Annotated in this window: 19 protein-coding genes; 11 read left to right on the top strand and 8 right to left on the bottom strand. The window is 73.2% G+C overall.

Going from position 1 to position 19219, the window contains the following annotated elements; genetic code table 11:
• Position 1: 1 nt before the first annotated feature.
• Positions 2–532 (bottom strand): DoxX family membrane protein, encoded by a 531-nt coding sequence (locus ACFQ2V_RS02240; RefSeq protein WP_386050357.1) that lies wholly within the window; start codon positions 530–532, stop codon positions 2–4.
• A gap of 209 nt (positions 533–741) precedes the next feature.
• On the opposite strand from ACFQ2V_RS02240, the gene ACFQ2V_RS02235 reads away from it, so the two are divergent.
• The 4 genes from ACFQ2V_RS02235 to rsrA are packed head-to-tail and all read left to right on the top strand — an operon-like array spanning position 742 to position 3408.
• A complete protein-coding gene (locus ACFQ2V_RS02235) occupies positions 742–1584 on the top strand; it encodes an SOS response-associated peptidase (RefSeq protein WP_386050355.1) in 843 nt (280 codons plus the stop codon).
• Positions 1581–2222, top strand: a complete 642-nt coding sequence (locus tag ACFQ2V_RS02230) for an alpha/beta hydrolase family protein (protein ID WP_386050353.1) — start codon at positions 1581–1583, stop codon at positions 2220–2222. The genes ACFQ2V_RS02235 and ACFQ2V_RS02230 overlap by 4 nt, the downstream gene beginning before the upstream one ends.
• A 17-nt stretch (positions 2223–2239) precedes the next feature.
• Positions 2240–3124 (top strand): sigma-70 family RNA polymerase sigma factor, encoded by an 885-nt coding sequence (locus tag ACFQ2V_RS02225; protein ID WP_386050352.1) that lies wholly within the window; start codon positions 2240–2242, stop codon positions 3122–3124.
• On the top strand, positions 3121–3408 hold the full coding sequence (rsrA, locus tag ACFQ2V_RS02220) for a mycothiol system anti-sigma-R factor (protein WP_386050350.1): 288 nt from the start codon (positions 3121–3123) through the stop codon (positions 3406–3408). The genes ACFQ2V_RS02225 and rsrA overlap by 4 nt, the downstream gene beginning before the upstream one ends.
• A gap of 142 nt (positions 3409–3550) precedes the next feature.
• Here rsrA and ACFQ2V_RS02215 read toward each other — a convergent pair whose 3' ends face one another.
• Positions 3551–3625, bottom strand: a complete 75-nt coding sequence (locus tag ACFQ2V_RS02215) for a 50S ribosomal protein bL37 (RefSeq protein ID WP_369791897.1) — start codon at positions 3623–3625, stop codon at positions 3551–3553.
• A gap of 457 nt (positions 3626–4082) precedes the next feature.
• Here ACFQ2V_RS02215 and ACFQ2V_RS02210 point away from each other — a divergent pair, with 457 nt between their 5' ends.
• The 3 genes from ACFQ2V_RS02210 (at position 4083) to ACFQ2V_RS02200 (ending at position 8043) form a co-directional block, all read left to right on the top strand.
• The gene (locus ACFQ2V_RS02210) at positions 4083–5393 is read left to right on the top strand and encodes an HD-GYP domain-containing protein (RefSeq protein WP_386050348.1); all 1311 of its coding nucleotides are present in this window, start codon (positions 4083–4085) and stop codon (positions 5391–5393) included.
• Positions 5390–6685 (top strand): HD-GYP domain-containing protein, encoded by a 1296-nt coding sequence (locus tag ACFQ2V_RS02205; RefSeq protein ID WP_386050346.1) that lies wholly within the window; start codon positions 5390–5392, stop codon positions 6683–6685. The genes ACFQ2V_RS02210 and ACFQ2V_RS02205 overlap by 4 nt, the downstream gene beginning before the upstream one ends.
• 173 nt (positions 6686–6858) lie before the next feature.
• Positions 6859–8043, top strand: coding sequence for an NAD(P)-dependent malic enzyme (locus tag ACFQ2V_RS02200; protein WP_386050344.1), 1185 nt, complete (start codon positions 6859–6861; stop codon positions 8041–8043).
• 33 nt (positions 8044–8076) lie between these two features.
• Here ACFQ2V_RS02200 and ACFQ2V_RS02195 read toward each other — a convergent pair whose 3' ends face one another.
• Genes ACFQ2V_RS02195 through ACFQ2V_RS02185 form a run of 3 tightly spaced genes read right to left on the bottom strand, consistent with a single transcriptional unit; the run spans position 8077 to position 10249 of the window.
• Complete coding sequence (locus ACFQ2V_RS02195) at positions 8077–8781, bottom strand: energy-coupling factor transporter transmembrane component T family protein (protein ID WP_386050342.1); 705 nt, start codon at positions 8779–8781, stop codon at positions 8077–8079.
• The gene (locus ACFQ2V_RS02190; RefSeq protein ID WP_386050341.1) at positions 8778–9500 is read right to left on the bottom strand and encodes an energy-coupling factor ABC transporter ATP-binding protein; all 723 of its coding nucleotides are present in this window, start codon (positions 9498–9500) and stop codon (positions 8778–8780) included. Before ACFQ2V_RS02190 ends, ACFQ2V_RS02195 begins: the two co-directional genes overlap by 4 nt.
• 26 nt (positions 9501–9526) lie before the next feature.
• The gene (locus ACFQ2V_RS02185; RefSeq protein ID WP_386050339.1) at positions 9527–10249 is read right to left on the bottom strand and encodes a biotin transporter BioY; all 723 of its coding nucleotides are present in this window, start codon (positions 10247–10249) and stop codon (positions 9527–9529) included.
• Between the two features lie 51 nt (positions 10250–10300).
• Here ACFQ2V_RS02185 and ACFQ2V_RS02180 point away from each other — a divergent pair, with 51 nt between their 5' ends.
• Positions 10301–11272: a zinc-binding dehydrogenase gene (locus ACFQ2V_RS02180; RefSeq protein ID WP_386050337.1), complete on the top strand. Its 972-nt coding sequence runs from the start codon at positions 10301–10303 to the stop codon at positions 11270–11272.
• Between the two features lie 53 nt (positions 11273–11325).
• Here ACFQ2V_RS02180 and ACFQ2V_RS02175 read toward each other — a convergent pair whose 3' ends face one another.
• Positions 11326–12384 (bottom strand): coenzyme F420-0:L-glutamate ligase, encoded by a 1059-nt coding sequence (locus ACFQ2V_RS02175; protein ID WP_386050336.1) that lies wholly within the window; start codon positions 12382–12384, stop codon positions 11326–11328.
• Positions 12381–13394 (bottom strand): 2-phospho-L-lactate transferase, encoded by a 1014-nt coding sequence (gene cofD, locus ACFQ2V_RS02170; RefSeq protein WP_386050334.1) that lies wholly within the window; start codon positions 13392–13394, stop codon positions 12381–12383. Before cofD ends, ACFQ2V_RS02175 begins: the two co-directional genes overlap by 4 nt.
• A gap of 243 nt (positions 13395–13637) precedes the next feature.
• On the opposite strand from cofD, the gene ACFQ2V_RS02165 reads away from it, so the two are divergent.
• From ACFQ2V_RS02165 to ACFQ2V_RS02155, 3 genes are all read left to right on the top strand, one after another.
• Complete coding sequence (locus ACFQ2V_RS02165; RefSeq protein ID WP_020143018.1) at positions 13638–13904, top strand: WhiB family transcriptional regulator; 267 nt, start codon at positions 13638–13640, stop codon at positions 13902–13904.
• 112 nt (positions 13905–14016) lie between these two features.
• Positions 14017–17211 (top strand): glycosyltransferase family 2 protein, encoded by a 3195-nt coding sequence (locus ACFQ2V_RS02160; RefSeq protein ID WP_386050333.1) that lies wholly within the window; start codon positions 14017–14019, stop codon positions 17209–17211.
• Positions 17208–18671, top strand: a complete 1464-nt coding sequence (locus ACFQ2V_RS02155; protein WP_386050332.1) for a DUF5719 family protein — start codon at positions 17208–17210, stop codon at positions 18669–18671. Before ACFQ2V_RS02160 ends, ACFQ2V_RS02155 begins: the two co-directional genes overlap by 4 nt.
• Positions 18672–18731: 60 nt before the next feature.
• Here the strand turns inward: ACFQ2V_RS02155 and ACFQ2V_RS02150 are convergent, their stop codons facing one another.
• Positions 18732–19067 carry a metallopeptidase family protein gene (locus ACFQ2V_RS02150; protein WP_386050331.1) on the bottom strand — a complete coding sequence of 112 codons (336 nt, stop codon included), beginning with the start codon at positions 19065–19067 and terminating at the stop codon, positions 18732–18734.
• Between the last annotated feature and the right edge of the window lie 152 nt (positions 19068–19219).

Here is a 19219-nt window from a genome sequence, read left to right as displayed (position 1 = left end):
CTCAGCTCACGACGTCCTGTGCTCGATGGGCGAGGAGGCGGGCCTCGCGCTTGGCGGTCTGCTTGGCGTGCCGTGCCTCGCGGCGCGTCGTCTTCGTGGCGTGCTGGGCGCGCCAGGCCAGGCCGGGCTTGCCCTCGGTGTCGACGGCGGCGAGGAGCAGGCCGCCGAGCAGCCCGACGTTCTTGAGGAAGAGGCTGCGGCTCTGGGCCTTTCGCGTCGGGTCGATCTCCTCCCAGAACGCGTGCTCGATGGCCGTGGTCGGCACGACGGACGCGGCAAGCACCGTCGAGGCCAGACGCGGCATGCGTCCGGTCGCGAGGAGGAGGCCACCGCCGAGCAGGGCTGCCCCGTTGACGCGCACGAACAGGTCGGGGTCCTTCGCGGCGACCTCTGCGCCGGGCACCTGGCCCGGCACCTTCTGCAGGAGGTGGGCCGCCTGGTCGGTGCGGGCCGCCGGGTGGCGCAGGGCTTCGACGCCGGCGGCGACGAACACGGATGCGAGCAGCGGACGGGCGAGACGACGGACGATCATGCGGAGCTCCTCCTCGGGTCGGCGGCACGAACCGCGCCGCGACCATCGTGGACCAGTGGACACCTACGGTATCGACATACCCGCACCCTCGGTGGGCGCGCCCACCGAGGGTGCGGTGTGACGCACCTTCCGGATCAGTCCGTATGCCGTCTCGCCCCCGCGCCCGCCCCTGCCCGTGCGGGTCGGCGCAGCGGCATACGCTGTGCCGCATGTGCGGGAGGTATGCCGCGAGCGCGCGGCCCGACGAGCTCATCGAGGCCTTCGACGTCGACGAGGACCACACGGCCGAGCCCGCGCGCAGCGTGCTCAAGAACCCACAGAACCCGCCGGCGGGCGAGCCCGACTGGAACATGGCGCCCTCGAAGCAGGCGCCGGTCGTGCTGACCCGACGGCCCCGGGGCACTGACGCACCCGACGACGCGGAGCCGACCCGCCAGCTCCGCCTGCTCACCTGGGGCCTCGTCCCGGCGTGGTCGAAGGACGTCAAGATGGGCCTGCGCATGACCAACGCGCGCGCCGAGTCGGTTCTCGGCAAGGGCGCGTTCGCCAAGGCGGCCCTCTCGCGACGCTGCATCGTCCCGGCCGACGGGTGGTACGAGTGGCAGGTCTCGCCGACGGCCCTCGACGCCAAGGGCAAGCCCCGCAAGCAGCCGTTCTTCATCCACCGCGCCGACGGCGACCCGGTCGCCTTGGCCGGCCTCTACGAGTTCTGGCGCGACAAGGAGCTGCCCGACGGCGACCCCGGGGCGTGGCTGACGACCTTCACGATCATCACGACGGCCGCCGACCCCGGCATGGACCGCATCCACGACCGGCAGCCCCTGGTCCTCGAACGCGCACAGTGGGAGCAGTGGCTCGACCCCGACGAGAACGACGCCGGCTACGTCCAGGGCGTCCTCGAGTTCGCCGACCCGGGCCGCTTCGAGGCCCACCCCGTGAGCCGGGCGGTCGGGGCCACCGCCAACAACGGACCCACCCTCGTCGAGCCGGTCGCCGCCTCCGAGCTCGAGGGCGTCGTCGACCCCATGACCGGCGAGGTGATCGGGGCGTGAGCGGTCCGACGCGCACGACGGTCCGCGAGATCGAGACCCCGGGCGGGCCCGGCCGGGCGCACGTCCAGCGTCCCTCCCGGCCGCGCGGCACCGTCGTGCTGGGCCACGGCGCCGGGGGAGGGCTCGGCGCCATCGACCTCGCCATCGCGCGCGAGGTGCTGCTCGGTGCGGGCTGGGCCGTGGTGCTCGTCGAGCAGCCCTGGCTCGTCGCCGGCCGCAGGGTGGCCGGGCGGCCACCGACGCTCGACGCCGCCTGGGTGCCGATCGTCGAGGCGCTCCTCACGGGTCGTGGCCGGCTGCCGCGGCCGCTCGTCGTGGGTGGCCGTAGTGCCGGGGCCCGCGTGGCGTGCCGCACGGCCGGCCCCCTGGAGGCCGACGCCGGCCTGCTGCTCAGCTTCCCCCTGCACCTGCCCGGGCAACCCGACAAGCTGCGCGCCCACGAGCTCGCGCTGGCGCCCGACCCGTCGTGGGTCGTGCAGGGCACCCACGACACCTTCGGTACGCCCGAGGAGGTGCGTCCCCACCTGCCCGCCGGGACGAGCCTCGTCGAGGTCCCCGGCGCGCACAGCTACCCCAAGGGGTCCCGCGGCGCCCTGACCCAGGCCCTGACCTCGATCGCGGGAATGCTGCCCGGCTAGGTGTCGTTGCAGCAGGCATGGTCACGAGCCGCACCTGCGCACCCGACGAGGCCTCGGTGCTGCCCTGGCACAACCAGGCCGTGGAGCACGGGCGGCAGGCCCGGCTCGCCGGACTAGGCTGGGCCGTGATGGCAAAGGACAAGAACACCGACCCCAGCGCTGCGCTGCGGCTCGCCGAGCCGGGCAGCGACGCGCCCGGCGCCGACAGGCCCGCCGACCCGGCCCTCGACGCGGCCCTCGACGCCACGGCCGCACAGCAGGCCGCCGACGCGAGCGTCGACGTCGCAGCCGAGAACGAGACCGACCGCCGCGCGCGCTTCGAGCGCGAGGCCATGCCCCTGCTCGACCAGCTCTACAGCGCCGCGCTGCGCACCACGCGCAACCCCAGCGATGCCGAGGACCTCGTCCAGGAGACGTTCGCGAAGGCGTACGCGGCCTTCCACCAGTACAAGCCGGGGACCAACCTCAAGGCGTGGATGTACCGCATCCTCACCAACACCTACATCAACAGCTACCGCAAGAAGCAGCGCCAGCCCCTCGAGTCCGACTCGGCAGAGATCGAGGACTACCAGCTCGCGCGCGCCGAGTCGCACACGTCCTCCGGACTGCGCTCGGCCGAGGCGGAGGCGCTCGACCACCTGCCCGACAGCGACGTCAAGCGCGCCCTCCAGTCGATCCCGGAGGAGTTCCGCCTCGCGGTCTACTTCGCCGACGTCGAGGGCTACTCCTACAAGGAGATCGCCGAGATCATGGACACGCCCATCGGGACCGTGATGAGCCGCCTGCACCGGGGGAGACGCCAGCTGCGCGAGCTCCTCTCGGGGTATGCCGCCGACCGCGGTTTCGCCGCCGCCGGCACCGCCGGGGCCACGGGCGACGGCACGGAAGGAAGCCGGTCATGAACGAGCACACGGCGGCCGCCCCCGGGAGCGAGTCGCGCACCGACTGCTCGGAGGCGCTGCTGCGCGTCTATGAGTACCTCGACGGCGAGCTGGGTCCGGAGGAGTGCGCCAAGATCCAGGCGCACCTCGACGAGTGCGGCCCGTGCCTCAAGGAGTACGACCTCGACACGACGCTCAAGTCGCTGATCAAGCGCTCGTGCGAGTGCGAGCAGGCGCCCGACGCGCTGCGCACGACCATCATGTCGCGCATCTCGATGACGGTGATCCAGGTCGACCGCGGCTGAGCCGGCCCCGTGCCGGATCGCTGCTGAACGGCCCTGACACGCGCTGGTCAAGCGCCGCCCTGGTGGTGGCTGCGGCACCTGGCTCGGACACGACGAAGGCCCGCCCCGATCCGATCGGGTGCGGGCCTTTTGCGTCTGCGGCTCAGGCGTTGGGCTTGCGGCCGTGGTTGGCGGCGTTGCCCTTGCGGGAGCGGCGCTTGCGGGCGCGCTTGCTCATCGTCGGCTCTCCTTGGTGCTGCTGTGGTCTCGTCCCCGTACGGGCACGAAGCCCCGATTCTTCCACAACCGGGCGAGCCGACCCAATTCGGGGACGATTCGCCCACGTGATTGCCGGTTCAACGGTAAAATCTTGGTATGGATCCGGTCGACGACGATCGGATCCCTTACGTGCGCCTGCCGTTTCTGGGACGCTGCTTTCCGAGGGAAACCTCAGTTGTTCTGTGCTGCCGCAGCAACGCCCCTCCATGGCGCACGCATCCGGAACACCACTTGGATCAAGGAGCCCCCCAACATGTTCGCTGCCCTGCTGTCGGCACTCGCCGCAAACGACTTCGCCACGCGCGCCCTGCTCACCATGTCCAGCGTGTGGGGTTGGGGCGGCTGAGGCCGACCAACCTTCTCGAGACGGCACCGGGGCCCGAAGGTCCCGGTGCCGTCGCGCTACCGTGGGCGACGTGAGCAACACGACCACCGTGACCGTCCGGTCACGGTGGTTGCCCGCATACCTCGCGGGCGTCCTCGCCCTGTCCCTCGTGACGGGAGTGCTCGCCTGGGTCGAGCTGCCCCGACCCGAGCTGTGGCCGCTGCTCCTGCTCTGTCTCATGGGCATCGTGAGCTTCCAGATCCGAGAGCTCGACGTCGGCCTGCGGATCAGCTTCTCGTTCCTCTCGATCATCCTCGTCGCGTCGGCCGCCATCTCCGGTGTCTTCGGCGCCTGGGTCGTCGGGTCGGTGTCGATGCTCGTCGACCGCAACCAGCGGCGCTGGTCGGCAACGATGTTCAACGCGGCCATGAGCGGCCTGCTCGGTGCTGCCGGTGGGCTGACGTACGCGTTGCTCGGGGGCGTCGAGGGCGACGGCATGCTCGGCAAGGACACCGCTGAGCTCGCGGCGACGGTCGGCTGGCCGCTGCTCGCCGCCGACGTCGTCGCCTGCCTCGTCAACGCCGTGCTGCTCTCCGGCGTGATCCACCTCGACCAGGGAGTGCCGTTCGGTGTCCAGCTGCGCCGCGTGCTCACCGGCTCCGGCGTCGCGTACATCGGCTACGGCATCATCGGGCTGCTCTTCGTGATCCTGTGGTTCCCGGCCGGCCTCGGGGCCTTCAGCGCCCTGCTGATCATGGCTCCGCTGCTGGCCGCCCGGTGGGCCTTCGTCCAGTACGGCGAGGAGATGCGGTCGCACGAGAGGACCATCGACACGCTGGTGACCGCGCTCGGAACCAAGGAGCCCGCCGCCGTCGACCGCAGCCATCGCGCGGCGGCTCTCGCCGAGTGGGTGGCGGAGGAGCTCGGCCTGCCGCCGGGCCAGATCGGCACGGTCAGGTATGCCGCGACGCTGCACGAGATCGGCCACCTCGGCGTCGCCACGAGACTGCTGCGCCGGCCGGCTGACTCGCTGACCCCCGCCGAGCGCCGGGTGCTCGACCGGCACTGCGTCATGGGCGCCCGGATGATCGAGGGCATCGACTTCCTCGAGGACGCACGGTCCGGCATCCGTCACCAGCACGAACGCTTCGACGGTGAGGGGCGGCCCGACGGGCTCGCCGGCGACACCATCCCGGTCGCCGCTCGCATCGTCGCCGTCGTCGCCGCGGTCGAGCGCGCCCTGGTCGACCCCACGACGGGCGGACGGGCGGCCATCGCCGACGTCGCCAGACAGCTCCAAGGCGACCCGGGCCGGTTCGACCCCGACGTTGTCGCGGCCACCATCGTCGCCCTCGACAAGCACGGAGTGCCGCTCAGGACCACCACGGGGGTGTCGTCGTGAAGGGCACCCTCAGGCGTGAGCCCGTCGCCGCCGTCCTCGGCCTGCTCGGCCTCCTCGTCTCACTCGTCGTGACGATCCGCAGCGGCGACGTGCCGCCCCTTCGAGACCAGGCCACGTTCGCCGCGGTCGCGGCCTTCGCGCTCGCCATCGTGCTGGGGGAGTGGTTCCACCTCGCGGCCCCCGGCTTCCGTGGGGGCGCCCCCATCGCCATGGCGGCCGCGTTCGGGCTCGCCCTGACCACCGAGATGCCGGCCGGCGAAGAGCTTCCCTACGGGCCTGCCTTCGTGCTGTCGGTGACGGCCGCGTCGATGGCGCTCGGGGCGACCGTGCGCGTCGTGGCGGGACGCGAGACGAGCATCGTCGAGACGACCGGGCGCTTCGTCGCCATCTTGGTGGCGACGCTCGTCTACCGCGTCGCCGTGCTCGGCCAGAACCCCGCGACGCCCGTTCCCGACGAGATCCCGGAGCCGTGGCAGCACGCCCTGCTGCTGCTCGGCATCTGCATGCTCGCGCTGGTCACCGACGCACTGTTCACGTCTGTCATGCGCGTGCTGTCGGCGGCCGTCAGCCTGCGGCGCACCTTCGTGGAGGAGTTCCGGTCGTCCTTCGCCCTGTCGATGGCGGTCGCCGTGACGGGTGTGCTCATCGCGCTGGCCGCGCCACCGCTCGGGGTCGCGGCCCTGCCCCTCTTCCTCATGCCCCTCGTGCTCACGCTCTTCGCCTTCCGCCGCTACGTCAGCATCCGCGCCACCTACCTCCAGAGCATCCGCACGCTCTCGCGTCTCACCGACGCCGCCGGTTACACCCCGGCGGGGCACTCCGAGCGGGTCGCGGCCCTCTCGGTGCGGGTCGGGCGCGAGCTCGGCCTGTCCGAGCGTGAGCTGCTCGACCTCGAGTACGCCGCCCTGCTGCACGACATCGGCCAGGTCGCTCTGGTCGAGCCGATCCCGGGCGGCGCCACGGTGCTGGCGGCGCCGGCCGACCAGCGCCGCATCGAGGCCGACACCGTGGCGATCGTCCGCGAGACCGGTGTCTTCGAGGGCGTGGCCAAGATCCTCGAGCACCAGACGACCCCCTACCGCCAGGTGCGTGAGCTCGGTGAGGAGATCCCGATGACGAGCCGCATCGTCAAGGTCGTCAACGCCTACGAGGACCTCACGGCAGGTGCCCGCAGCACGCGGGCGAGGGACGCGGCCGTCGAGCGCATCTACCTCGGGCTCGGCTACGAGTACGACCCGCGCGTCGTGGACGCCCTCCTCAAGTCGATCGGGAACGCGGCCGAGACCGGCTGAGACAGCCGTCACACCCACGCGCCACACCTTGGGTGGCCGCCACCGGCGTGCCAGAATGACGGCTTCGGGCAACCCCCGTCGCGAGAACGAAGCGTGCAGGCCAGACCCCCGGCACTGTTCCACCAGTGAGGGCGTCTGCCCTCTTCTTCTCCATGCGAACGAGGTGTTCCAGCATGAGTGCGTTGCCCACCAGCCAGCTCTTCGACCCGAGCGACCCGGTCTTCCGCGTCCACGTGGGCGGCAAGCTCGGGGTACACGCCACGTCGCAGCTGCGCGACGCAGCCGACCTGTCCCTGCTCTACACGCCGGGCGTCGCCCGGGTGTCCCTGGCCATCGCGGCCGACCCGACCCTCGCGGCGATCTACACGTCACGTCGCAACACCGTCGCCGTCGTCAGCGACGGCACGGCCGTGCTCGGCCTCGGTGACGTCGGTCCTCTCGCGGCCATGCCCGTCATGGAGGGCAAGGCGGTGCTCTTCAAGCACTTCGCCGACGTCGACGCAGTGCCGGTGTGCATGCAGACGGGCAGCGTGGACGAGATCGTCGACGCGGTCTCCCGCATCGCGCCCACCTACGGCGGCATCAACCTCGAGGACATCTCGGCTCCCCGGTGCTTCGAGATCGAGCGACGCCTGCAGGAGCAGCTCGACATCCCCGTCTTCCACGACGACCAGCACGGCACCGCGATCGTCGCCCTGGCGGCCCTGCTCAACGCCGTCCAGGTCGTCGACAAGGACCTCGCCGAGCTGACGGTGGTCGTGTCGGGCGCGGGCGCCGCCGGTGTGGCCGTGAGCAGGATCCTGCTGGCCGCGGGTGTGCGCGACGTCGTCGTCGTCGACTCTCGCGGGGTCCTGGGGCCCGACCGCGACGACCTCGCCCCGCACAAGGAGGAGCTGCGCCAGGTCACCAACCCTCGCGGAGTCACCGGCGACCTCGGCGACGCGCTGTCGGGTGCCGACGTGCTCATCGGGGTCTCCGGAGGCACGGTCGCCGAGCGCGACCTCCTGCGCATGGCGCCGCGCGCCGTCATCTTCGCGCTGGCCAACCCCGACCCCGAGGTGCACCCGGTCGTGGCCGCGCGCTTCGCCGAGGTGGTGGCGACCGGGCGTTCGGACTTCCCGAACCAGATCAACAACGTGCTGGCCTTTCCCGGGATCTTCCGGGGAGCGCTCGACTCCGGGGCGCGCCGCGTCACCGAGGAGATGAAGCTGGCAGCGGCCAGGGCCATCGCGGGACTGGTCGATAAGCCGACGGCAGACTGCGTCGTGCCGAGCGTGTTCGACGAGCGCGTCGCGCCGACCGTCGCGGCCGCCGTGTCGGCGCTCGTGCCCGACGGGGATCGTCCGACGACGACCTGAAGGCCGAGCGGCTCCGCCCCCGGTCACTGCCCGTCAGTGGCCGGGGGCGTCGTCGCGGTCGTGGTGGTGGTCGCGGCCGCGCGGCTGGTCCCGCTCGGGGCCCGGGACGGCCGGCGAGCGCTGCTCCGCCGGGTCGACGAGCCCCCGCGCGGCCAGGGCCTCGCCCGTGGCACGGGCGAACGCGACCACGTGCACCACCGTCGGCACGACCACCGCCCGGGGGTTGCGGTCGAGACCGCGGGCGCGGGCGGACTCGCGGACGCTCGCGAACGACCCGGCGACCCACGGCACCGAACGCACCACGATGCCCAGCGTGAGAGCCACGACCTCCGGGTCGACCAGGCGTCGCAGCGGACGTGCCGCGAGAGCCACGCCGTCGAGCAGGTCGGTGACCGGCGTGGTGACCGTGAGGATGCCCGCCGCGACGAACGCGTTGGCGACCCCGAGGACGACGCGGACGGCATACGGCAGGTCGGCGGACCACCACTGGAAGGCGAGGAGGACGACCAGCAGGGGGACGAGCCCCCGCATCGACCGCGCCAGGCGACGGACGGGCAGCCCGGCCACGGAGATGACGAGCACCAGCCCGACCGACACGGTGACGAGCGGCCACGCCGACTGCGCCAGCCACGGTGATGCGCCGACGAGCAGGACGCCGGCGAGCTTGGCCCACAACGGCATCCGGTGCACGAAGGACGTGCCCGGGACGTGGGCGCCGAAGAGCCCGTGCGCCGTCACGACTCGTCGACCATCGACCGGTAGCGGGCCACCGCCTCGGGAGGGGGCCCGTCGAACACCACACGGCCGGCGTCGACGACGAGGGTGCGTTCTGCCACGAGTGCGAGGTCGAGGTCGTGGGTGGCGACGACGACCGTCTGCGTCAGGGAGTCGAGCAGGTCGCGCAGGCGCCGCGTGTTGCGCCGGTCGAGCAGGGTCGTCGGCTCGTCGAGCACGAGCAGCGCCGGGTCGGTGGCGAGCACGACGGCGAGGGCCATCAGCTGTCGCTCGCCGCCCGACAGGTCGTAGACGCTCTGGTCGGCCAGGTGTCCGAGCCCGAACCGGTCGAGCACCTCCTGCGCCGCCTGCCTGCGCTCGCCGCGCGACCGGTGCCGGCGACGGAGCGACAGCTCGACGTCCTCGCGACCCGTGGGCATGACGAGCTGCGACAACGGGTCGGTGAAGGCGAAGGCGACCCGGCGGCGGACGCGGGCCCCCTGGCGCACGGTGTCGAGGCCGTCGACGGTGACGGCACCGGACGTCGGGGCGACGAGGCCGTTGAGCAGGCGCAGCAGGGTCGACTTGCCCGAGCCGTTGGCACCGACGACGCTGACCCTGCGCTGCTCGAGGGTGAGGTCGACCGGGCCGAGGATGGTGCGGGTGCGACCGGGGGAGTCGTCGAGCGGCACCTCGACGGTGGCCGAGGTGATGCGGACCGACGCCACCGCCGCCTCACCCATGGGTCATGGCCCGCGTCACGGGGTGCTCAACGACGAGCCGCCCCTGCCGCGTGGCGGCGCCGTCGCACGAGAACGTCGGGGAACGCGCGGTGCACCGCCACGGCGGCCAGCACCGCGACGACGTCCTTGAGGAGGTCGCCCGGCAGGAACGGCAGGTCGGCGCTGACGGCAGCGGCCAGTGGCACCTTGAGGTTGACCATCAGGCCTGCCACGCCCAGCACGTGCACGACCGCGATGCTCGTGACGAACGAGGCGGCGACGAGCACGGGAGCCCAGAGTGCGCGGCGCGTGCGGCGGAGCACGACCTGGGCGGCGAGACCGACGACGGCGGCCGCCACGACGAACGACACGAGGTAGCCGGCTGTCGGACCGCTGAGGACCTGCAGCCCGGACTGGCCCCGGCTGAAGACCGGCAGGCCGACGAGACCGAGCAGGAGGTAGAGCAGCACGGCCAGAGCGCCGCGAACGGGTCCGAGGACGAGACCGGTGAGCATGACGGCCAGGGTCTGCAGGGTGATCGGCACGCCGAACCCCCCGACCGGGATGCCCGGCACGACGGCAGCGGCGACGAGCAGCGCCGTGAACACGGCGACCAGCGCCACCGACTGGGCATCGACGCCGCGCGCTGCGCCCGCCACCTCGTTCGCCGGTTCGTTCGCCGGGTCGGTCGCCGGGTCGGTCGCCGGGTCGGTCGCGGTGTGGGTCGGCGCGTCGGGGGGAGCCGCGGTCAGCCGGGTGTCGTCGGTCACGGCAGGACCCTACCGGGGCCCGCGCGGTGCCCCGTTCACTATGGTGCTGGAATGCTCGCTGCCTACGCCGCCAGTCAGTCCGCGTCAGACCCCCTCTCCGGCCTCGTCGTCGGCGAGCGGCACGACCCCGAGGCGCGGCCCGGCTGGGTCGTCGTCGACCTGCGCGCCGCCGCCCTCAACCACCACGACGTGTGGTCGCTGAGAGGTGTGGGGCTCGCCCCGGACAGGCTGCCCATGGTGCTCGGCTGCGACGGCGCCGGCGTCGACCCCGACGGCAAGGAGGTCATCGTGCACGCCGTCGTCCCCTCGGAGGGCTGGCGCGGCGACGAGACCCTCGACCCGCGCCGCACGCTCCTGTCGGAGCTGCACGACGGCACGCTCGCCGAGAAGGTGCTCGTGCCTGCCGGCAACGTCGTCGCCAAGCCCGAGTCGATGTCGTGGCAGACCGCGGCCTGCCTCTCGACGGCGTGGCTGACGGCATACCGGATGCTCTTCACCAACTCCGGCGTGCAGCCGGGCGGCACGGTGCTCGTGCAGGGTGCCGGTGGCGGTGTCGCCACCGCCCTCGTCCAGCTCGGTTCGGCCGCCGGCTACCGCATGTGGGTGACCTCGCGCGACGAGGCGCGGGGCGCGCGTGCCCTCGCGATCGGCGCCGACCGCGTGTTCGCCTCGGGCGAGCGGCTGCCCGACCGCGTCGACGCCGTCATGGAGACGGTCGGGGCGGCGACGTGGAGCCACTCGGTCAACAGCCTTCGTCCCGGCGGCACCATCGTGATCTCGGGCGCGACGTCGGGTGACGCCCCGACCAAGGCCGAGCTCACGAAGATCTTCTTCAAGCAGCTGAGGGTCGTCGGCTCGACGATGGGCACGCGTGAGGAGCTGGCCCAGCTCGCACGCCTCGTCGAGCAGCAGGGGATCGAGCCGGCGGTCGACTCCGTCCTGCCGCTCGCCGACGCCCGCGACGGCTTCGCACGCATGGTCGACGGCGACGTCTTCGGCAAGGTTGTCTTCACCGTCGGCTGACGCGCGCTTCGGTCGGGTGTCGGCAGCCGGGTGTCGGCCGGTGTGGCAGGGCCTCAGCCGCGCTGGGCCCCCGACACGTGCACCTCGACCGACAGGCCGTCGGCGGAGGGGGCACTGGGCGTGCCCTCCAACCACTCGCACCAGAGGGCGGCGCACAGCCGGGTCACGAGGCGGCCCAGATCGTATGCCGTGTCGGCACCGAGCGTGACCGTGAGCGGGCCGACGTCCGCCGTCGCCGACGGAACGCCGTGCAGCGCCACCCGGACCGCCCGACCGACGGCGTCGATCCTCGTGTCGTCACCGGCCGGGGGAACGCCGACGGCCGTGGCGTCGGCACTTCCGGGCTCGACGCCGAGGGCAGCGCGCACCGCCTCGACCCGTCCGTAGCCGAACCAGTCGCCGGGGCCCGTGCGCACGAGGTCGCGCCCGCGAAGGTGCGACGTGCGCGACTCGGGGACGAGAACGTCCGGCAGACCCCGGAGCAGCGCTGCCGGCACCGCCGACACCTTGCCCTTGGCGAGGTCGGCAGCGGCTGCGACCTCGTCGGCGAGGGCCCGCGTGGTCACCTCGAGCGGCCTCCCGTCGGCGTCGGCACCGCCGCGGAGGTCGTCGAGCACCTCCACCCCGTGTGCGCCGAGGGCGAAGTCGACCTGTCCGACCCGCCACGGGCGCCCGGCCGTGTCACTGAGGACCACGCCGACGCGTACGCCGTGCCTCTCGAGGAGCGCGTCGTGCAGGTGCTCGCAGACGGCGTCGGGGTCGTGGGGGAGCAGCAGCCACCCACCTCGGGCCCCGGTGTTGGACCCGTCGACGCCGGCGGCCGCCATGATCGGCCCCGCCTTGGCCCGCACGATGCGGGTCACCCGGTCGCCGACCACGCGCTCCGCGACGACGTACTCGGTCTCGCCGCGCACCACCCGGTCCTTGTCGGGGTCGTGGGTGACGAGCCCCAGCGCCTTGCTCGCGATCTTGCTCGAGACGACGAGGACGTCGCCGTCGGCGAGCGAGACGCCGGAGTGGTCGAGCCCCACCTGGAGCACCTCGACGAGGTCGTCGCCCTCGCGCACCTCCGGTATGCCGGTCAGCGGGGTGATCGTGATCGGACCGCTCACGCGGGCGCCCGCTCTGCACGCAGGCGCATCCCGAGGTCGAGTGCCGCGCCCGCCATCTCGGCCGCCGCCTCGACGGAGCTCATGAGCAGCGGGCGGCGCACGACCTGCAGGCCACGCCCGTCGGGCATCGGGTCGTCCTCGTCGACGAGCCAGCCGTCGAGGAAGTCGGCGTAGAGGCCCGCCACGCCGGCGCTGGTCTCCTCCACGCCGATGGTGCGCAGGCACACGTCCGCGTGGCCGCGCACCGGGCGGCCGCCGACGAGCGGCGAGACCCCGACGACCGGGGCCCGGGTGCCGCGCAGGGCATCGCGCACCCCGGGGACGCCGAGGATGATGCCGATCGAGACGACGGGGTTGCTCGGCGGCAGGATGACGACGTCGGCCTCGCGGATGGCCTCGAGCACACCGGGCGCCGGGGCCGCCCGGTCGAGGCCCGCGACGACGAAGCGGTCGGCCGGCAGCTCGGCGCGGTGCCGGACCCACCACTCCTGGAAGTGGATCGCGCGCTGCCCTGCGTCGTCGCCGTCGGCGTGCACGACGACGTGCGTCTCGACGGGGGTGTCGGTCATGGGGAGCAGCGTCACCCCGAGCTCGCCCAGCCCCCAGCGTTCGGAGAGCCGCTGCGTGACCGCGCTCAGCGGCATACCCTGGCCGAGCAGCTGCGAGCGGTAGACGTGGGTGGCGAAGTCCTTGTCGCCCAGCGTGAACCACTGTGGTTCGGCCCCGAGCGCGGCCAGCTCACCCGCGAGGCTGTGCGTCTCGTCGGCACGGCCCCAACCCTGACCCTCGTGGATGCCGCCTCCCAGCGTGTAGAGCAGGGTGTCGATGTCGGGGCAGACCCGCAGGCCGAACAGCGTGATGTCGTCGCCGGTGTTGCCGATGACGGTCAGCTCTACCTGCTCGAGGGAATGGGGGGCGGGACCCGTCGGCTGCGGTGTTCGGACGTGATGGAGCAGGCCGCGCAGGAAGCGGGCTCCGCCGACTCCTCCGGCCAGGGCGGTGATTCGCATGGCTCGATCCTCTCAGCCGTCCGGACACGTCGTGTCCTGCGGGTGGACAGCGACATTTCGTGCAGCGAATATCACCAACTGGCTTGACTTGGGGGGTATGACACGCATGTAATTTCATTGTTGTATTCGTTGCTTCCGGGGTCGCTGTGAAGATTCGGGCAGTTCGCCCGATTCCCACAGAAAACCGGTCATGACGGGTACAGCATGTGCTGACACAAGAGGAGTCAGGGTCGAGGAGGGGTCATGCACGAGCTGATGGTGGTTTGGTCGGACACGGGTGAGCAGGAGGGTGAGCTCTCCTGGCAGGAGCGCTCGCTCTGCGCCCAGACCGACCCGGAGGCGTTCTTCCCGGAGAAGGGCGGCTCCACGCGCGAGGCCAAGAAGGTCTGCGTGGGTTGCGAGGTGCGTTCGGAGTGCCTCGAGTACGCCCTGTCCAATGACGAGCGATTCGGCATCTGGGGCGGGCTGTCCGAGCGGGAGCGCCGCAAGCTGAAGAAGCGCGCGGTCTGATCGTGAGGTACGCCCCCGGCACCGAGCTGGTGTCCGGGTGAAGGTAGCCGCTGTGCCCGACGAGCTGACCGAAGACCGAAGCACCCCCGCCGGGGCGGGGAGTGTGTCGTCCGTGTCGTTGTCTGCCCCTCCCTCCACCGGGCAGCGACCGAACGCGACGGTCGACGCGATCGTCGTCGTGCACAACGGGGCTGCGTGGCTGGCGCAGTGTCTCGACGGCCTGGCCGCTCAGACACTGCCGCCCGCGCGGCTCGTCATCGTGGACGTCGCGAGCACCGACACCTCCAGAGCCATCGCCACCGCCCACCAAGGCGTACGGGCGCGCATCCGCTCGGTCGAGGTGCTCCCACTCGACTCACGTGTCCCCCTCGGCCGCGCCATCGAGCGCGGCATGACCCGGCTCCCCGTCGGCGGCGACGCGTCGTCGAGCTGGGTGTGGGTGCTGCACGACGACACCGTGCCTCGCGCCGACGCCCTGGCGCAGCTGCTCCAGACCGGGCTCAGCTCGAAGAGCGTGGGCGTCGCGGGCCCGAAGATCGTCAGCTGGGAGGACCCCCGCCGCCTCGTCGAGATGGGCATCCAGATCACCCGCACGGGCCGACGGCTCGCCTCGCCCGCGCGCGGCGAGGCCGACCAGGGCCAGCACGACCATCGGGCCGACGTGCTCGCGGTGAGCACCAGCGGCATGCTCGTCCGGCGCTCCGCCTACGACGACCTCGGTGGGTTCGACCCCTCGTTCACCGAGCACGGCGCCGACCTCGACTTCGGCTGGCGCGCCCAGCTCGCGGGTCACCGCGTCGTCATCGTCCCCGCGGCCGTCGTCCGCGACGCCTCAGCCGGCCTCGACGGGGAGCGCCCGGGCGGTGCCCGCCCCAGGGAGATCGAGCGCCGTGGCCGCCGCGCGGCCCGGCAGGTCACGCTCGCCAGGTGCTCGCCCCTCGCCGCGCCCTTCCTCGCGCTCTGGATGGCGCTGTCGGCCGTCGTCGCCTCGCTGACCCTCCTCGTGGCCAAGCGGCCGAGGCAGGCCTGGCGTGAGCTGACCGACGTGGCAGCCCTGCTGCACCCCTTCGCCACCCTTGCCGCCCGCTGGCGCGGTCGGCGCACCAAGCGCCTACGCCGCGACCACCTGGGCACCCTCTTCGTGCCGCCGGGTGTCGCCGCGCGCACGACCATCGACCACATCCAGGACGCCATCACCCCCGAGCGCGCCCGAGCGCGCCGTGAGGCCGCGGCGACCACCGAGACCGGACCCGTGGCCGACGAGTCCGAGTCGCTCGACCACCTCCCGGCGTCGCTGCCGCGCAGGATCGTGAGCCATCCCGGGTTCCTCGCGGTCGCAGCGGTGCTCGTCACGACCGTCGTGGCCTGGCGCGACGCGATCCGCACCGGCGCCCTCTCTCCGACCCACACCGGGGTCGCCGGCGGCGAGCTGCTCCCGGTCACGTCCGGGTCCTCCGGCCTGTGGCACGCCTTCCGCGACGCCTGGCACGGTGCCGGCCTCGGCACCGGGGCCGACCCGGGTCCGCACCTGGCCGTCCTGTCGCTACTGACCTGGCTGGCCGAACGCGTGCCCGGCGTGGCCGAGAGCCGGTCGAGTGCCGGGGTGACCATCGCGTGGCTGCTCTTCCTCGCCCCCGTGCTGTCGGTGTGGTCCGCCTATCTCGCTGCCCGCGTCGTCACCCCGGCCCGCACGGCCCGCGCGCTCGGCGCCGTCGCCTGGGGCACCGCCGGCGTCGCGGCTGCGGGCATCGCCCAGGGCCGGGTCAGCGTCGCCGTCGTGCACGTGCTGCTGCCCTTCGTGCTCGCGGGCTTCTGCCTCGCGGGCCGCCGCGACGGCACGTTCACGGCCACCTTCGCGACCGCGCTCGCCACCGCCGTGCTCGGCGCGTTCGCCCCGCCGCTGCTCGGCCTCTCGGCCGTGGCGGCGCTGCTCCTGCTGCTGCTCGGGCCAGGCCTGCGCCGCGCTCGCGCGCTCGTGCTGGTCGTGGTCCCGGCCGCACTGCTGGGGCCCTGGGCAGCCCGCTTCGTCGAGGACTGGCGGTTGCTCCTGTCCGGTCCCGGCCTCGTCTCCACCTCTGATGACCGAGGGCCGTGGGGCGTGCTGGCCGTGGTGCTCGGTGAGCCGGGCAGCGCCGGCGCCGCCGTCTGGCTCGCGGCGCCGCTCGTGCTCCTGGGGGTGCTGGGCCTCGCCGTCCGCGCACGGAGCCGCGCCGAGTCGGTCGGCCTCTTCGCCGGTGCGTTCCTGGGCCTGCTCGGTCTCGCCGGGGCGCTGGTCTCACAGCGGGTCGTGCTCGGCTCGGCCGAGACCGGCGTGGGCCAGTCGGGCCCAGCGCACCTGTGGAGCGGCCTCGGGGTCCAGCTGTGGCTGGCGGGGCTGCTGGTCGGCCTGCTGGCCGGCAGCCGCCCCGTCCTGGCAGTCCTGCAACGGCCCGGCCGCCGATGGAGCTTCGTCGCGGCCGTGGTCGCCGCGGCCGTCGCCGTCGTCCCCCTGGTCGCCGCGGCCGGGCTGCAGGCCTATGACGGCCTCGGGCGCACGCTGTCCGTCGGGCAGGCAACCCTGCCCGCCGTCGCCGTCGAGCAGGGCAGCGGCCCACTCGGCAACCGCCTGCTCGTGCTCCGCCCGTCCGACGAGGTCGTGGACTTCGTGCTCGCCGGACAGGAGCCGGGTGATGTCCTGCGCGACCTCGACCGGGTCCCCGACGCCGACGACGCACCGCTGGTCGCGGCGGTCGCCAACATCGTGGGCGGCCGGGGTGCCGACTCCCTCGACTCGACCACCCTGGCCCGGCTGGGCATCGGCTTCGTGCAGGTCGGGGCCACGAGCGAGTCCACGCTGACGCGACGTCTCGACTCCTCGGCCGGGCTGAGCCGACTCGGGGCCAGTGAGCGCGGCATCCTCTGGAAGGTGCAACCGCTCCGCGGTTCCGACGGCGCGTCGGTCGCCACGGCACCCTCGCGGGCGCGGCTCGTCGACCCCGAGGGCGCCCTGCTCCAGGTCGTCCCCACCACGGGACCGCACGCCGCGGTCGACACCACCATCCCTGCGGGCTCCGGTCGACGGCTGCTCGTGCTGGCCGAGCCGGCCGAGTGGTCGGCCCAGGCCGTCGTGACCTTCGACGGCAGGCGCCTCGACCCCGTGCCCGGCACCGCCCAGCCGACGTATGCCGTCCCACCGACCTCGGGCGACCTCGTCGTCGACCTCGCCGCCGCGCAGCCCTGGTGGCGTCTGGGTCAGGCCCTGCTCTTCGGCCTCGTCGTCTTCCTTGCCGTGCCGTTCGGCAACCGCCGCTCGAGGAGGCGCGCATGAGCAACACCTCAGGCATCGTCCGGGTCGGGTCGGTCGCACTCGTCGCTGCGGCGCTGGCCGTCGGCGCGACCCGCGTCAGCGGCTCCGTTCAGCTCGCGACAGCCGGGGAGCGGGCGGGCCTGCCCGAGTCCTCCAGCGTGCTCGTCGACGAGGCCTCGCTCGTGTGCCCGGGGCAGCAGCGGCTCGGCGCCGTCGGCCTGCGCGACGTGCCGGGCACGGTCTCGGTCGCGGCTGCGGCCCCGGAGTCGGGTGTCGTCGCGGGGGCGCCCGCAGGCGGTGCCGGCTCCGTCCGGCTGTCCCTCGGCACGTCGTCGACCGGTCTCGCGCAGACCTCGTCGGCGGACAGCCTCGCCACGGCCGAGGTCTCCACACCGGAGGTGGTCGTCGCAGCAGGCAAGGACGCCCTCGCGCCCGGCCTCGCGGCCACTCAGGTGTGGCGCCACACGGGCGACGACGACAGGGGACTCGCCCTGACTCCCTGCCAGCTGCCGTCGTCCGACGTGTGGTTGGTCGGAGGTGGCGGCGGCGCATCCCGCACCGAGCGCATCATCGTCAGCAACCCGGGCGCGAACGCCGTGTCGGTGTCGGTCGACGTGCTGGGCCGCTCGGGTCGCATCGAAGGTGCCGCCGACCGCAGCGTCCCGGTGCCGCCGCTCTCCCGGCAGGTCATCTCGCTCGACGCCATCGCGCCCGACGAGACCAGCCCGGTCGTCCACGTCGTCGCCACGGGCGGCGTCGTGTCAGCGGTCCTCGACGAGCAGTGGATCGTCGGCGCCACCGGCCGAGGCATCGACGACTCCACCCGGGCGGCGTCGCCCGGCACCGATCTCGTCGTCCCGGGCGTCGACGCCGCTGCGCGCATCTGGCTGCGCCTCGCCAACCCCGGTGACACCGAGGCGCTGGCGCAGGTGCGTCTGCTGGGCACGAAGGGCGTGGAGCAACCCGCCGAGCTGCGCGCGCTCCGCGTGCCCGCCGGGTCGACGCTCGACGTGCCCGTCGCGCCGTCGACGACGTCTGGGCTGGGCATCCGCTCCGACCAGCCGCTCGTCGCGTCCGCGTGGGCGGAGCGCCGTGCGAAGACCGGTGACCAGATGGGCGACTTCGCGTGGACGCCCGCTGCACCCGCGATCCGCGGCGTTGCCGGAGTGCTGCTCCCCGGGCTCGAAGGGGCCACGAAACGCCTTCTGCTGACAGCGGGTTCGGCTCCGAGCACCGTCACCGTCCGCCTGGGTGGCGACGGTGCGTCCAAGGTCTCCACGGTGCAGGTCGCGCCCGACTCGACGACCGTCGTCGATGCCGGCGACGCCACCGCCGTCTGGGTCGTGCCGGTGAAGGGCACCGTGCGGGGCGCCGTGTCGGTCACCGGTGACGACGCGGGGGTGCCGTTCTACTCGGTCGCCCCGCTCGTCGACGCCCCGGTCAGGGCGCTCTCGGTGCCGGTGCGTCAGGTCCGCAACTGACGCAGTGCGGGTCGGTCACCGTCTCGATGCGCTGAAGGCAGCGCCGGGCGACCCGGGCTGTCACTCGCCGAAGCCGGGGTCGAGCTCCTCGGGGGAGACCCCGAGGAGTCCCGCGACCTGCTCGGTGACGATGTCGGCGACGAGCGCGGCGACGTCGCGCCGGTCGGTCACCCGCGTCTCCACGGGGCGGCGGTAGACGACGATGCGCGCCGGCCGGGCGCTCGTCGCCGGGTAGAGACGTCCCAGAGGCACCTCGCGGTGGTCCCAGGGGGCCGGACCCCTCGGAACGTCCTCGACCGCGAACTCCACGGCGGGGAAGGCGCGCCCGCACGTGGCCTCCAGGCGCGCTGCCGCGTCGAGCACGAAGTCGTCGAACTCGTCGCGGCGAGAGGTCATGGCCGGCACCGGAGGCCACGCCAGCGGCCCGCGCTGCCCGCGACCGTGCCGGTCGCGCCGCCGGCGTCGCGCTGGGGTGCGGGGCGAGACGGTGTCCACGCCTCCACTCTAGATCTCGGTCGCAGACCGACGGCCCACCGAACCGCCGGGCC

Source organism: Terrabacter terrigena (assembly GCF_042676085.1).
Classification (GTDB): Bacteria; Actinomycetota; Actinomycetes; order Actinomycetales; family Dermatophilaceae; genus Terrabacter; species Terrabacter terrigena.
This window is presented reverse-complemented; position numbering and strand designations above follow the sequence as displayed.

Coding starts and splice junctions, on each gene's coding strand:
- ACFQ2V_RS02240 (WP_386050357.1), bottom strand. CDS start 532: ATGATCGTCCGTCGTCTCGCCCGTCCGCTGCTCGCATCCGTGTTCGTC.
- ACFQ2V_RS02235 (WP_386050355.1), top strand. CDS start 742: ATGTGCGGGAGGTATGCCGCGAGCGCGCGGCCCGACGAGCTCATCGAG.
- ACFQ2V_RS02225 (WP_386050352.1), top strand. CDS start 2,240: ATGGTCACGAGCCGCACCTGCGCACCCGACGAGGCCTCGGTGCTGCCC.
- rsrA (WP_386050350.1), top strand. CDS start 3,121: ATGAACGAGCACACGGCGGCCGCCCCCGGGAGCGAGTCGCGCACCGAC.
- ACFQ2V_RS02200 (WP_386050344.1), top strand. CDS start 6,859: ATGAGTGCGTTGCCCACCAGCCAGCTCTTCGACCCGAGCGACCCGGTC.
- ACFQ2V_RS02190 (WP_386050341.1), bottom strand. CDS start 9,500: ATGGGTGAGGCGGCGGTGGCGTCGGTCCGCATCACCTCGGCCACCGTC.
- ACFQ2V_RS02180 (WP_386050337.1), top strand. CDS start 10,301: ATGCTCGCTGCCTACGCCGCCAGTCAGTCCGCGTCAGACCCCCTCTCC.
- cofD (WP_386050334.1), bottom strand. CDS start 13,394: ATGCGAATCACCGCCCTGGCCGGAGGAGTCGGCGGAGCCCGCTTCCTG.
- ACFQ2V_RS02165 (WP_020143018.1), top strand. CDS start 13,638: ATGCACGAGCTGATGGTGGTTTGGTCGGACACGGGTGAGCAGGAGGGT.
- ACFQ2V_RS02155 (WP_386050332.1), top strand. CDS start 17,208: ATGAGCAACACCTCAGGCATCGTCCGGGTCGGGTCGGTCGCACTCGTC.
- ACFQ2V_RS02150 (WP_386050331.1), bottom strand. CDS start 19,067: ATGACCTCTCGCCGCGACGAGTTCGACGACTTCGTGCTCGACGCGGCA.